Source organism: Streptomyces sp. NPDC054975, from assembly GCF_053609105.1.
The window spans coordinates 83,629-96,384 of record NZ_JBSGWV010000014.1; the positions used below are offsets into that span (position 1 = coordinate 83,629).

General features: G+C 69.3%; 14 protein-coding genes and 5 tRNA genes. 16 read left to right on the plus strand and 3 right to left on the minus strand.

Features of this window, described 5'->3' with window-relative positions; translation table 11 throughout:
• Positions 1-346: 346 nt before the first annotated feature.
• The 9 genes from ACWF79_RS16000 to ACWF79_RS16040 all read left to right on the plus strand — a co-directional run bounded on the left by ACWF79_RS16000 (position 347) and on the right by ACWF79_RS16040 (position 4,441).
• Positions 347-535 carry a hypothetical protein gene (locus ACWF79_RS16000; protein WP_453728714.1) on the plus strand — a complete coding sequence of 63 codons (189 nt, stop codon included), beginning with the start codon at positions 347-349 and terminating at the stop codon, positions 533-535.
• 79 nt (positions 536-614) lie between these two features.
• Positions 615-1,400: a fumarylacetoacetate hydrolase family protein gene (locus tag ACWF79_RS16005; RefSeq protein ID WP_453728715.1), complete on the plus strand. Its 786-nt coding sequence runs from the start codon at positions 615-617 to the stop codon at positions 1,398-1,400.
• Positions 1,393-2,865 (plus strand): glutamate--tRNA ligase, encoded by a 1,473-nt coding sequence (gltX, locus tag ACWF79_RS16010; protein ID WP_453728716.1) that lies wholly within the window; start codon positions 1,393-1,395, stop codon positions 2,863-2,865. The genes ACWF79_RS16005 and gltX overlap by 8 nt, the downstream gene beginning before the upstream one ends.
• 234 nt (positions 2,866-3,099) lie before the next feature.
• A complete protein-coding gene (locus ACWF79_RS16015) occupies positions 3,100-3,822 on the plus strand; it encodes an HAD family hydrolase (RefSeq protein WP_453728717.1) in 723 nt (240 codons plus the stop codon).
• A 92-nt stretch (positions 3,823-3,914) separates the two neighbouring features.
• Positions 3,915-3,986: transfer RNA gene (locus ACWF79_RS16020), tRNA-Gln, on the plus strand.
• 43 nt (positions 3,987-4,029) lie between these two features.
• Positions 4,030-4,102, plus strand: a tRNA-Glu gene (locus ACWF79_RS16025).
• Between the two features lie 84 nt (positions 4,103-4,186).
• Positions 4,187-4,259, plus strand: a tRNA-Glu gene (locus ACWF79_RS16030).
• Between the two features lie 16 nt (positions 4,260-4,275).
• Positions 4,276-4,347, plus strand: a tRNA-Gln gene (locus ACWF79_RS16035).
• 21 nt (positions 4,348-4,368) lie between these two features.
• A tRNA-Glu gene (locus ACWF79_RS16040) sits at positions 4,369-4,441 on the plus strand.
• Positions 4,442-4,571: 130 nt separating this feature from the next.
• On the opposite strand, the gene ndgR is transcribed toward ACWF79_RS16040, so the two are convergent.
• Positions 4,572-5,288, minus strand: coding sequence for an IclR family transcriptional regulator NdgR (gene ndgR / locus ACWF79_RS16045; protein ID WP_005311436.1), 717 nt, complete (start codon positions 5,286-5,288; stop codon positions 4,572-4,574).
• Positions 5,289-5,428: 140 nt separating this feature from the next.
• On the opposite strand from ndgR, the gene leuC reads away from it, so the two are divergent.
• From leuC to ACWF79_RS16065, 4 genes are all read left to right on the plus strand, one after another.
• Positions 5,429-6,853 carry a 3-isopropylmalate dehydratase large subunit gene (gene leuC, locus ACWF79_RS16050; protein ID WP_453728718.1) on the plus strand — a complete coding sequence of 475 codons (1,425 nt, stop codon included), beginning with the start codon at positions 5,429-5,431 and terminating at the stop codon, positions 6,851-6,853.
• A 6-nt stretch (positions 6,854-6,859) separates the two neighbouring features.
• The gene (gene leuD / locus ACWF79_RS16055) at positions 6,860-7,453 is read left to right on the plus strand and encodes a 3-isopropylmalate dehydratase small subunit (protein ID WP_453728719.1); all 594 of its coding nucleotides are present in this window, start codon (positions 6,860-6,862) and stop codon (positions 7,451-7,453) included.
• 104 nt (positions 7,454-7,557) lie between these two features.
• Positions 7,558-7,785, plus strand: a complete 228-nt coding sequence (locus ACWF79_RS16060) for an SCO5555 family protein (protein WP_031013922.1) — start codon at positions 7,558-7,560, stop codon at positions 7,783-7,785.
• A 143-nt stretch (positions 7,786-7,928) separates the two neighbouring features.
• Positions 7,929-8,597, plus strand: coding sequence for an HU family DNA-binding protein (locus tag ACWF79_RS16065; protein WP_453728720.1), 669 nt, complete (start codon positions 7,929-7,931; stop codon positions 8,595-8,597).
• Between the two features lie 120 nt (positions 8,598-8,717).
• On the opposite strand, the gene ACWF79_RS16070 is transcribed toward ACWF79_RS16065, so the two are convergent.
• Complete coding sequence (locus ACWF79_RS16070; RefSeq protein ID WP_315895639.1) at positions 8,718-8,927, minus strand: hypothetical protein; 210 nt, start codon at positions 8,925-8,927, stop codon at positions 8,718-8,720.
• Positions 8,928-8,937: 10 nt separating this feature from the next.
• A complete protein-coding gene (gene cofC / locus ACWF79_RS16075; RefSeq protein WP_453728721.1) occupies positions 8,938-9,600 on the minus strand; it encodes a 2-phospho-L-lactate guanylyltransferase in 663 nt (220 codons plus the stop codon).
• A gap of 162 nt (positions 9,601-9,762) precedes the next feature.
• Between cofC and ACWF79_RS16080 the strand changes: the two genes are divergently transcribed.
• The 3 genes from ACWF79_RS16080 to ACWF79_RS16090 all read left to right on the plus strand — a co-directional run bounded on the left by ACWF79_RS16080 (position 9,763) and on the right by ACWF79_RS16090 (position 12,754).
• Positions 9,763-10,515 (plus strand): lysophospholipid acyltransferase family protein, encoded by a 753-nt coding sequence (locus ACWF79_RS16080; RefSeq protein ID WP_453728722.1) that lies wholly within the window; start codon positions 9,763-9,765, stop codon positions 10,513-10,515.
• Positions 10,512-11,513 carry an NAD(P)H-dependent glycerol-3-phosphate dehydrogenase gene (locus tag ACWF79_RS16085; RefSeq protein ID WP_453728723.1) on the plus strand — a complete coding sequence of 334 codons (1,002 nt, stop codon included), beginning with the start codon at positions 10,512-10,514 and terminating at the stop codon, positions 11,511-11,513. Before ACWF79_RS16080 ends, ACWF79_RS16085 begins: the two co-directional genes overlap by 4 nt.
• 101 nt (positions 11,514-11,614) lie before the next feature.
• Complete coding sequence (locus ACWF79_RS16090; RefSeq protein ID WP_453728724.1) at positions 11,615-12,754, plus strand: D-alanine--D-alanine ligase family protein; 1,140 nt, start codon at positions 11,615-11,617, stop codon at positions 12,752-12,754.
• Positions 12,755-12,756: the final 2 nt, after the last annotated feature.

Genomic DNA, 12,756 nt, shown 5'->3' on the forward strand with positions numbered 1-12,756 from the left:
ACAGTGCCGGATCTCCAACAAGGGCCGCGTGTCGGGGCACGGGTCGCATGACAATTCGTGCACACCATGTCACCCCATGTAGAAGATGATCATGGAGGAATCGGACTTATTAGCTCCAAAGAGTCATGAAGCCCTGGTGTCCCAGTCGAGATGATCAGGAGCGGAATGGCGCATTCAGTGGTGCATTGTCCGTTTCCGTGACCCCGAACCACGGTCCGTAATGCCGGGATTGTCTGCGCCGTGGTGAGCAAACTCACACCCAAATCGATGAGTCCCCCATGCATTCGAAGGGAATGGCACGTTTAGCCTGACGCTTTACAAACCATCCGCTCTGTAAAGGCGCCCGATGAAGACGACGATGCTGCTCCGCTCCACGGCCAACCCCCGCCGCACCACCCTCGCCCACCTCGAGGACGCCGAGCAGCTCGGCCGCGGCGCGCAGCCGGAGCACGCGCTCGCTCTCCCCGAGCAGACGGCCAACCCCCGCCGCACGGTCCTGATGACCGCCCCCGAGGCCGTTCAGCCCGCACAGTAATACGCAGGCCGTCGCCCCTTGCCGCGTTAGCCTGGAGCGTCAGACTCCAGCCAGTACCAAGTGAGGGGCGACAGCACTCGTGCGCATCGCCAGATTCTCCATCGACGGCAATGTCGCCTTCGGCGCCGTCGAGGGCGAAGGAACCGTCGAGTCCGGCGGCCTCGTCCTCGACATCATCAAGGGCATCCCGTACACCGACTTCGAGCTCAGCGGCACCAAGGTCCCGGTGAGCAAGGTACGGCTCCTGCCGCCCGTACTCCCCAACAAGGTCGTGGCCATCGGCCGCAACTACGCGGAGCACGCCGCCGAACTCGGCCATGAGGTCCCGGACGTCCCCGTCGCCTTCTTCAAGCCGACCACGTCCGTGATCGGCCCCGGCGACGCCATCGAGTACCCCTCCTTCTCGAACGAACTGCACCACGAGGCCGAGCTGGCCGTGGTCATCGGCCGTATGTGCCGCGAGGTTCCGCGCGAGCGGGTCAAGGACGTCATCTTCGGCTACACCTGCGCCAACGACGTCACCGCGCGCGACGCGCAGCAGCGCGAGAAGCAGTGGGCCCGGGCCAAGGGCTTCGACACCAGCTGCCCGCTGGGCCCCTGGGTGGAGACGGACCTCGACCCGAGCGACCTCACCATCCAGGCCACGGTCAACGGCGAACAGCGCCAGCTCGGCCGTACGAGCGACATGGTCCGCTCCATCGAGGACCTGGTCGTCCACATCACCGAGGCCATGACGCTGCTCCCGGGCGACGTCATCCTCACCGGCACTCCCGCCGGGGTCGGCCCCCTCAACGTCGGCGACGAGGTCGCCGTCACCATCGAAGGCATCGGCACTCTCACCAACAAGGTGATCAAGCGTGGCTAACGCGATCCGCGTCCGTTTCTGTCCCTCCCCGACCGGCAACCCCCACGTGGGCCTGGTCCGCACCGCCCTGTTCAACTGGGCCTTCGCCCGGCACAACCAGGGCACCATGGTCTTCCGCATCGAGGACACCGACGCCGCGCGCGACTCCGAGGAGTCGTACCAGCAGCTCCTCGACTCGATGCGCTGGCTCGGTCTCGACTGGGACGAGGGCCCGGAGATCGGCGGCCCCCACGAGCCGTACCGCCAGTCGCAGCGGATGGACATCTACAAGGACGTCGCCGAGAAGCTGCTCGCCGGCGGGTACGCGTACCACTGCTTCTGCACCGCCGTGGAGCTGGAGGCCCGCCGTGACGCCGCCCGCCTGGCCGGCAAGCCCTCGGGCTACGACGGCACCTGCCGCAACCTGAGCGCCGAGCGCATCGAGCGCTACCGCGCCGAGGGCCGCGAGTCGATCGTCCGCTTCCGGATGCCCGACGAGCCGATCACCTTCACCGACCTCGTCCGCGGCGAGCTCACCTTCACCCCGGACAACGTCCCGGACTACGGCATCGTGCGCGCCAACGGCGCCCCGCTGTACACCCTGGTCAACCCGGTCGACGACGCCCTGATGGAGATCACCCACGTCCTGCGCGGCGAGGACCTGCTCTCCTCCACCCCGCGCCAGATCGCGCTGTACAAGGCGCTGATCGAGCTGGGCGTCGCCAAGGAGATCCCCGCCTTCGGCCACCTGCCGTACGTGATGGGCGAGGGCAACAAGAAGCTCTCCAAGCGCGACCCGCAGGCCTCCCTCAACCTCTACCGGGAGCGCGGCTTCCTGCGCGAGGGCCTCCTGAACTACCTCTCCCTCCTGGGCTGGTCGTTCTCGGCGGACCAGGACATCTTCACCATCGAGCAGATGGTCGAGAAGTTCGACATCGCCGACGTCAACGCGAACCCGGCGCGCTTCGACCTGAAGAAGGCCGAGTCGATCAACGCCGACCACATCCGCATGCTGGACGTGAAGGCCTTCGCGGAGGCGTGCGAGCCCTGGCTCCAGGCCCCGCACGCCAACTGGGCCCCGGAGGACTTCGACCGCACCGCGTGGGAGGCCATCGCCCCGCACGCCCAGACCCGCGTCACGGTCCTCTCCGACATCACCGCCAACGTGGACTTCCTCTTCCTGCCGGAGCCGGTCTTCGACCAGCCCTCGTGGGACAAGGCCATGAAGGGCGAGCCGGCGGCCCTGCTGACCACCGCCCGCGCCAAGCTGGAGGCGGCCGACTGGAACGACCCCGAGTCGCTCAAGAACGCCGTCCTGGCCGCCGGCGAGGAGCACGGCCTCAAGCTCGGCAAGGCCCAGGCCCCGGTCCGCGTCGCGGTCACCGGCCGCACGGTCGGCCTGCCGCTCTTCGAGTCCCTGGAGATCCTGGGCAAGGAGAAGACCCTGTCCCGCATCGACGCGGCGCTGACGAAGCTGGCGGCGTAGGGACCTGAGGCACGACGAGGGGCGCCGGCCATGTGGCCGGCGCCCCTTCGCGCGTCCTTCGGCGTGGTTCGACGGCGGGGCCACCTGCGACCAGATCCTCCCGATGACGTCCGCAGGCCGGCCCGTGTCGTTCGGCGACTGGATCGGCCGGCACTCGATGGACCTGATCGGCTGGTGACCGAGGGCCGCTGTTCGTGCCTCCCGGTGACGGGCCCGGCGGGTAGATTCGGTCCCATGGCCATCCGCGCGGTCCTCTGGGACGTCGACGACACGATCTTCGACTACGCCCGTGCCGACCTGGCCGGCATGCGTGACCATCTCGCGGCCGAGGGCCTGGCGGACGGGTTCGACTCCGTCGACCAGGCCCTCCGTCGTTGGCAGGAGCTCACCGTCGTCCACTGGCGGCGGTTCGAGGCCGGTGGGGTGGACTTCCAGGAGCAGCGTCGGGAGCGGGTGCGGGACTTTCTCGGGGCGCCGGGGCTGTCCGCCGTCGACGCCGACGCCTGGTTCGGGCGGTACGTCGCGCACTACGAGGCGGCCTGGGAGCTCTTCCCCGACGCCGTGCCGGTGCTCGACCTGCTCGCGGGTGACTACCGTCACGCCGTCCTGTCGAACTCCTCGATCCACAACCAGGACCGCAAGCTGCGCGTGCTCGGGATACGGGACCGCTTCGAGGCCGTCGTCTGCGCGGCGGAGCTCGGGGTGGCCAAGCCCGCGGCCGCGGCCTTCCACGCCGCGTGCGACGCCCTCGGCCTGGTCCCGGGCGAGGTGGTGTACGTCGGAGACCATCCGGACATCGACGCCTCCGGGGCCGACGGCGCGGGCCTCCGGGGCATCTGGCTGGACCGGTCGGGCGCCGGAGGCCGGCCCGAACTGACCCGGATCACCGACCTCCACCAACTGCCCGGCCTGCTGCGGGGGACAACCCGTTTTGGAGCGCCGGACACCTTCAGGTAATGTTCTTCCTGCGCCGAGGGGAGCAAGCCGAAAGGCAAAACCCCCGGAGCACAGCCCGAACAAGATCCCCTTCGCGGGGGGTCGCGTTTTGGTGGCCTATGGTGTAATTGGCAGCACGACTGATTCTGGTTCAGTTAGTCTAGGTTCGAGTCCTGGTAGGCCAGCTCGCAGAGCTCTTCTGCACCGTACGCGGATCTCATCCGCAAAGCCCCCGTTGTGTAGCGGCCTAGCACGCTGCCCTCTCAAGGCAGTAGCGCCGGTTCGAATCCGGTCGGGGGTACAGATCCATCCTGTGGATCACCTGGGTCGCACCCGGTGAACTCGCAGTGACATCATCCGGCTGTCGCCGGATGGGATCGCTAGGGCCCCCGTTGTGTAGCGGCCTAGCACGCCGCCCTCTCAAGGCGGTAGCGCCGGTTCGAATCCGGTCGGGGGTACTGGTCTAAACCACCATGGCCTATGGTGTAATTGGCAACACTACGGTTTCTGGTACCGTCATTCTAGGTTCGAGTCCTGGTAGGCCAGCTCGCAGAGCTCATCTGCAAGGCCCCCGTTGTGTAGCGGCCTAGCACGCCGCCCTCTCAAGGCGGTAGCGCCGGTTCGAATCCGGTCGGGGGTACAAGAACGAAGCCCTTCCCTTCGGGGGAGGGCTTCTTCGTTTTCGGTGATCGTCCGGGCACAACTCCGGCCCACCGCTGCGGCGTTGAAGCGGTGGGCCGGTAGGACGGGCAGGGAGAGGTGAAGCGCGGTCAGCCGTTGCGGCGGAGCGCCTCGGAGAGGCGGGCCGCGGCGTCGATGACCGCCTGGGCGTGCATACGGCCCGGGTGGCGCGTCAGGCGCTCGATCGGCCCCGAGACCGACACGGCGGCCACCACGCGGTTCGAGGGGCCGCGTACGGGCGCGGAGACGGACGCCACGCCCGGCTCGCGCTCGCCGATCGACTGGGCCCAGCCACGGCGCCGTACGCCCGAGAGGGCCGTCGCCGTGAAGCGGGCGCCCTGAAGACCGCGGTGGAGCCGCTCGGGCTCCTCCCAGGCCATCAGGATCTGCGCCGAGGAGCCGGCCTTCATCGTCAGCGTCGAGCCGACCGGGACGGTGTCCCGAAGGCCGGACAGCCGCTCGGCGGCCGCCACGCAGATGCGCATGTCGCCCTGGCGCCGGTAGAGCTGCGCGCTCTCGCCGGTGACGTCGCGCAGATGCGTCAGCACGGGGCCCGCCGTGGCGAGCAGACGGTCCTCACCGGCCGCGGCGGCGAGCTCCGCGAGGCGCGGTCCGAGGATGAACCGGCCCTGCATGTCTCGCGCCACCATCCGGTGGTGTTCCAGTGCCACGGCGAGTCGATGTGCCGTGGGTCGTGCGAGTCCCGTCGCCGCGACCAGACCTGCGAGGGTGGCCGGACCGGACTCCAGGGCGCTCAGGACAAGGGCTGCCTTGTCGAGAACGCCTACGCCGCTAGAGTTGTCCATGCAACGATATTCACGTCTCACTCTGTGAAACGCAAGTTCAATTTTCCTGGGAACTTGTCACTCTGGTGAGGCGGCCGCACAACGGCTTGCGAAACGGGTCTCTAGTTGTGTCGGCGATCACGTCGGCCGGAGGGAAAGCGATGGGTAGGACACTCGCGGAGAAGGTCTGGGACGACCACGTCGTCCGGCGCGCCGAGGGCGAGCCCGACCTCCTCTTCATCGATCTGCACCTGCTGCACGAGGTGACCAGCCCCCAGGCGTTCGACGGCCTGCGCCAGAACGGCCGGCAGGTGCGGCGCCTCGACCTCACCATCGCGACCGAGGACCACAACACCCCGACCCTCGACATCGACAAGCCGATCGCCGACCCGGTCTCCCGTGCGCAGTTGGAGACCCTGCGTAAGAACTGTGCCGAGTTCGGCGTCCGCCTGCACCCGCTGGGCGACGTCGAGCAGGGCGTCGTCCACGTCGTGGGCCCCCAGCTGGGCCTGACCCAGCCCGGCACCACCGTGGTCTGCGGCGACTCCCACACCTCCACGCACGGCGCCTTCGGCGCGCTGGCGTTCGGCATCGGCACCAGCCAGGTCGAGCACGTCCTCGCCACCCAGACGCTCCCGCTGGCCCGCCCCAAGACCATGGCGATCACGGTCGAGGGCGAGCTGCCCGAGGACGTCACCGCCAAGGACCTGATCCTGGCGATCATCGCCAAGATCGGCACCGGCGGCGGCCAGGGCTACATCCTGGAGTACCGCGGCTCCGCCATCGAGAAGCTCTCGATGGAGGCCCGGATGACCATCTGCAACATGTCGATCGAGGCCGGTGCCCGCGCGGGCATGATCGCCCCCGACGAGACCACCTTCGCGTACCTGAAGGGCCGCGACCACGCCCCCGAGGGCGAGGACTGGGACGCCGCCGTCGCGTACTGGAAGACCCTGAAGTCCGACGACGACGCGGTCTTCGACGCCGAGGTCGTCATCGACGCCGCCTCCCTGGCGCCGTTCGTCACCTGGGGCACCAACCCCGGCCAGGGCGCGCCGCTTTCGGCGCACGTCCCCGACCCGGCTTCGTACGAAGACGCTTCGGAGCGCCTCGCCGCCGAAAAGGCCCTGGAGTACATGGGGTTGACCGCCGGGCAGCCGCTGCGCGACATCAAGGTCGACACCGTCTTCGTAGGCTCCTGCACCAACGGCCGCATCGAGGACCTGCGCAACGCCGCCGCCCTGCTGGAGGGCCGCAAGGTCGCCGACGGTGTGCGGATGCTGGTCGTTCCCGGCTCGGTCCGGGTCGCCCTGCAGGCCGTCGAGGAGGGCCTGGACAAGGTCTTCAAGGAGTCCGGCGCCGAATGGCGGCACGCGGGCTGCTCGATGTGCCTGGGCATGAACCCCGACCAACTGGCGCCCGGTGAGCGCTCCGCGTCCACCTCCAACCGCAACTTCGAGGGCCGGCAGGGCAAGGGCGGCCGTACGCACCTGGTCTCGCCCCAGGTCGCCGCCGCCACCGCCGTACTGGGCCATCTGGCCTCCCCGGCCGATCTGTCCGACGTCGCTACGCCCGCGGGGGTCTGAGGAACCATGGAAGCTTTCACCACACACACCGGCCGGGCCGTCCCGCTGCGTCGCAGCAACGTCGACACCGACCAGATCATCCCCGCGCACTGGCTGAAGAAGGTCACCCGCGACGGCTTCGAGGACGGGCTCTTCGAGGCCTGGCGCAAGGACGCCGACTTCGTGCTCAACCGCCCCGAGCGGCAGGGCGCCACGGTCCTGGTCGCCGGTCCCGACTTCGGTACGGGCTCCTCCCGCGAGCACGCCGTCTGGGCGCTCCAGAACTACGGCTTCAAGACCGTCATCTCCTCCCGGTTCGCCGACATCTTCCGTGGTAACTCGCTGAAGAACGGTCTGCTGACCGTCGTCCTCGACCAGAAGGTCGTCGACGCGCTCTGGGAGCTGACCGAGGCCGACCCGACGGCCGAAATCACTGTTGACTTGGAGCGCCGCAAGGTGCTGGCGGCCGGGATCGACGCCGACTTCGAGCTCGACGAGAACGCCCGCTGGCGTCTGCTGAACGGTCTCGACGACATCAGCCTCACCCTTCAGAACGAAGCCGACATCGCCGCCTACGAGGCGTCAAGGCCGGCCTTCAAGCCCCGTACAATTACGGCCTGAGCAGCGCTTTTCCACGACTGCGCCCCCCACCCTCCGGTGGGGGGCGCAGTCGCTTGTTGAGACCCTGTCGGGCGACAACTCGCCCTAGATGGCACAATCGGTGCATGGAACGCGACAGCCAACTCGAGCTCTACGAGGCAGTCGCCGCCCGATTGAAGGAAGCGCACACAAGAGTGCGCGCACTGCAAGTCCCGGAGGGCGTAAGGATGGCGCTGTCCCGGAAGCTGCTGGTCGTCACGGCAGCGGCGAAGCACGATCTCGCGGACGCGGCAACGCGTCTCGACCGGTTGATGAAGGACCTCGACGAGGGCCGATTCCCTGAAGACGACTGACACCAGGAACTCCGCAACGGGACTTCCGCGTTGCGGCACTAGGGTGATTAGCCCGTTTCGTGTTTGATTTGCGGTATATACATGCCTAACGTGCGAAAAAGCTTGAACACTTTCGTTCTGGCAATGTCTCCGAAGGGGAAGACGTGAACAAGGCGCAGCTCGTAGAAGCGATTGCCGACAAGATGGGCGGTCGCCAGCAGGCGGCCGACGCCGTCGACCACGTGCTGGACGCCATCGTGCGTGCCGTGGTCTCCGGAGACCGGGTCTCGGTCACCGGCTTCGGCTCGTTCGAGAAGGTCGACCGTCCCGCCCGGTACGCCCGTAACCCTCAGACGGGTGAGCGCGTGCGGGTCAAGAAGACCTCGGTTCCGCGCTTCCGTGCGGGGCAGGGCTTCAAGGACCTGGTCAGCGGCTCGAAGAAGCTCCCCAGGGGCGGCGAGGTCGCGGTCAAGAAGGCGCCCAAGGGCAGCCTGATGGGCGGCGCCGCGGCGACCGTGAAGAAGGCGGCGGCCAAGAAGGCCACCACCGCCAAGAAGGCGGCCGCGAAGAAGACCACCCCGGCGAAGAAGACCACCACGGCGAAGACCACGGCGGCCAAGAAGACCACCGCCAAGAAGACCACCGCGGCGGCCAAGAAGACCACGGCGGCGGCCAAGAAGGCGACCCCCGCGAAGAAGACCGCCACCGCGGCCGCGAAGAAGACCACCGCCAAGAAGACCGCGCCGGCGAAGAAGGCCACGGCGAAGAAGGCACCCGCCAAGAAGACGACGGCGCGCAAGACCACCGCCAAGAAGACCGCCGCGAAGAAGTAGGAGTAAGCGGCACAAGGGTCGAGGGCCACTCACACGCCGGGCCGGGCTCCCCTCGGGGAGCCCGGCCCGCGGCGCGTCCGCGCCCTGTTCGGCCCAATCGGCCCCAACGGATCGGTCGGTTCAGAGGGTCTGCAGCGTCACCAGCGTGATCCGGAGCCCCGCGCCCCCGGTGCCCGGCTCCGTCTCGATCCGCACCCGCTGCCCCGGACGCAGCAGCCGCAGCCCGCCGGCGTCGAAGGCCTCGGCCCCGAACTCCACCGGGGTGCCGTCGTCGAGCAGCACACTGCCGCTGCGGGTCTCGGGGTCGTACGTGTACGCGGTCGCCTGCATGGTCCGCAGCCTATCCGGCCGCGCGATCATCGGCCGCGCCGTCCCAGTGGGCGGCCGTCCGAGGCCCGACCCCGAGGGCCAGCGCCGCCGCCAGATCCTCGCCGGTGTCCACGTCCCGGCGTACGGAATCCACCCCGGCCAGTCGTATTTCCACCGCGCCCGACGACAAATGCCGACAGCGTGAAGCACCACCGAAAGCAGGTGCCAATTCCACCCCCGGCCCCGCCGAGAGGAATGTCGTACCGATTTCGGCGGCGTCCGCGAGAAATGTACGGGGGAATTCCCCGGCGGCTTCCAGTACCCGCGCCAGCTCGTCCGGGCGCAGCGCCGGAAGATCCGCGTTGAGCGCCGCCACGCGCGCGTGCGGCCGGGCGTCCCGTACCGTTCGCGCCCCGTGCGCCAGCGCCGCGTTGAGCCCGGCCGCCGGGGAGTCGGGCACGATCCGCGCGCCCAGCGCCGCGAGCGCCGCCGCCGCTGCTTGATCGTCCGTGACGACCACCACATCCCGCACCCGCCCGCACTCCAGCGCCGCGGCCACCGTGTCCTGCGCGAACGCCAGCGCGAGCCGCGGTCTCAGGAGCGCCCCGGCCGCCGCCGCGAGCCTGCTCTTCGCCCGCGCCAGGGGCTTCAGGGGGACGACCAGGAACCAGCCGTCGTCCGGATCGATGTTCATCGCGGCCCATTGTGACCCGACGGCACGCCCCCGCGTCCGGCGGAGAGAAAGGCCCGCTGCCCGACGGCGCCCCCCGGCCGGGGCGTACCGTGTCCTCGACAGACCAGGAGCACGGGGCGACACTTGACCCCCTGCACGCCAGTCCCAGAGGAAGGTGCACGAGTGTCCCGCCGCAGAATCGGCTTCTGGTACCGCCTGGCGGCGGTCATCGCCAAACCCCCACTGGTGGTTCTGTTCAAGCGGGACTGGCGCGGAGCGGAGCACATTCCGGCTGAGGGCGGATTCATCACCGCCGTCAATCACAACTCGTATCTGGACCCGCTGTCCTACGCGCATTTCCAGTACAACACCGGACGTGTTCCGCGTTTTCTCGCCAAGGCCGGCCTCTTCAAGGGCTCGTTCGTCGGCACCATGCTGCGCGGCACCGGACAGATCCCCGTCTACCGCGAGACGACCAACGCCCTGGACGCCTTCCGCGCCGCCGTCGAGGCCATCGAGCACGGCGAGTGCGTCGCCTTCTACCCCGAGGGCACCCTCACCCGCGACCCCGACATGTGGCCCATGGCCGGCAAGACCGGCGCCGCCCGCGTCGCGCTGCTCACCAAGGTCCCGGTCATCCCGGTGGCCCAGTGGGGCGCCAACCTCGCGATGCCGCCGTACGCCAAGGAGAACAAGCTCAGCCTGTTCCCCCGCAAGACGCTGATCGTGCAGGCCGGTCCGCCCGTCGACCTCTCGCGCTTCTACGACCAGGAGCCCACGCCCGACGTGCTGCGGGAGGCGACCGAGGTCATCATGGCCTCGATCACCGCGCTCCTTGAGGACGTCCGTGGCGAGAAGGCGCCGGCCGAGCCGTACGACCACCGCAAGGCGCGGCTGGAACAGCGGCGCAAGGCCGCGGGGGAGGGCATGAAGTGACCAAGGCAGCCGTATTCGGAACCGGATCCTGGGGCACCGCCTTCGCCATGGTGCTCGCCGACGCGGGCTGCGACGTGACCCTCTGGGGCCGCCGCGCCGAACTCGCCGAGGCCATCAACACCACCCGCACCAACCCCGACTACCTCCCGGGCGTCGAACTCCCCGCCCGCGTGCGGGCCACCACCGACCCCGCCGAGGCCGCCCACGACGCCGACTTCACCGTCCTCGTCGTGCCCTCGCAGACCCTGCGTGCCAACCTCGCCGAGTGGGCTCCCAAGCTGGCCCCCGACACGGTCCTCGTCTCCCTGATGAAGGGCGTCGAACTCGGCACCGCCAAGCGCATGAGTGAGGTCATCACCGAGGTCGCCGACGTGCCCGTGGAGCGCGTCGCCGTCCTCACAGGACCCAACCTGGCCAAGGAGATCGCCGCCCGGCAGCCCGCCGCCGCCGTCGTCGCCTGCGCCGACGAGACCGTGGCCCAGCGGCTCCAGGCCGCCTGCATGACCCCGTACTTCCGTCCGTACACCAACACCGACGTCGTCGGCTGCGAACTCGGCGGCGCGGTCAAGAACGTCATCGGGCTCGCCGTCGGCATCGCCGACGGCATGGGGCTCGGCGACAACTCCAAGGCCACCCTCATCACCCGAGGCCTCGCCGAGACCACCCGCCTCGGCCTCGTCATGGGCGCCGACCCGCTCACCTTCTCCGGCCTCGCCGGCCTCGGCGACCTCGTCGCCACCTGCTCCTCGCCGCTCTCCCGGAACCACACCTTCGGCACCAACCTGGGCCGCGGGATGACCCTGGAGGAGACCATCGCGGCGACCAAGCAGACCGCCGAGGGCGTCAAGTCCTGCGAGTCCGTGCTCGATCTGGCCCGCCGCCACGGTGTCGACATGCCGATCACCGAGACCGTCGTCTCGATCGTCCACGAGGGCAAGCCGCCGATCGTCGCCCTCAAGGAACTGATGTCGCGCAGCGCCAAGCCCGAGCGCCGCTGACGGACGCCGCCGGGCCCGCCGCCGTCGCGTACTACGCCGGACGCGCGCGGCGGGCCGGGGCTCTTAAGCGGATCGAACACGCAAGGTACGCTCAACGCGTTATGAGCGAGAACACCCAGAGCCCCCGCAAGCCGCGCGTGGCCGTCGTCTTCGGCGGACGCAGCTCCGAGCACGCCATCTCCGTCGTCACGGCCGGTGCCGTCCTCAGCGCCATCGACCGGACCAAGTACGACGTGCTGCCCATCGGCATCACGACGGACGGCCGCTGGGCGCTGACCGCCGACGCCCCGGAGCGGATGGCGATCACCGAGCGCTCCCTGCCGAACGTCGCGGACCTCACCGAGTCCGAGCAGGGCGGCGTCGTCCTCTCCGTCGACCCGGCCAACCGCGAGGTCGTGTACACCGAGCCCGGCTCCGTGCCCAAGGCCCTCGGCGAGGTCGACGTCGTCTTCCCCATGCTGCACGGCCCGTACGGCGAGGACGGCACCCTCCAGGGCCTCCTGGAGCTCTCCGGCGTCCCCTACGTCGGCGCGGGCGTCCTCGCCTCCGCCGTCGGCCAGGACAAGGAGTACATGAAGCGGGTGTTCACCTCCTTCGGGCTGCCCGTCGGCCCGTACGAGGTCATCCGGCCGCGCGAGTGGGAGCAGAACCCGGCGGCCGCCCGCAAGAAGATCGTGGAGTTCGCCGCCGACCACGGCTGGCCGCTCTTCGTGAAGCCGGCCCGCGGCGGCTCGTCCATGGGCATCACCAAGGTCGACGACCTCTCCGGGCTTGACGAGGCCATCGAGGAGGCCCGGCGCCACGACCCCAAGATCCTCGTCGAGTCGCTGCTGCGCGGCCGTGAGATCGAGTGCGGCGTCCTGGAGTTCGAGGACGGCCCGCGCGCCAGCGTGCCGGCCGAGATCCCGCCCGTCACCGACCACGACTTCTACGACTTCGAGGCCAAGTACATCGACTCGGCCTCCGGGATCGTCCCCGCGCCGATCGGTGACGAGGCCACCGCCGAGGTCCAGCGTCTCGCGGTCGCCGCGTACGAGGCCGTCTCCTGCGAGGGGCTGGTCCGTGCCGACTTCTTCCTCACCGAGGACGGCGACTTCGTGATCAACGAGATCAACACCATGCCGGGCTTCACCCCGATCTCCATGTACCCGCGCATGTGGCAGGAGAGCGGCGTCAGCTACCCCGAGCTGGTCGACCGGCTGATCCAGGCCGCGCTGACCCGCTCCACGGGCCTGCGCTAGGG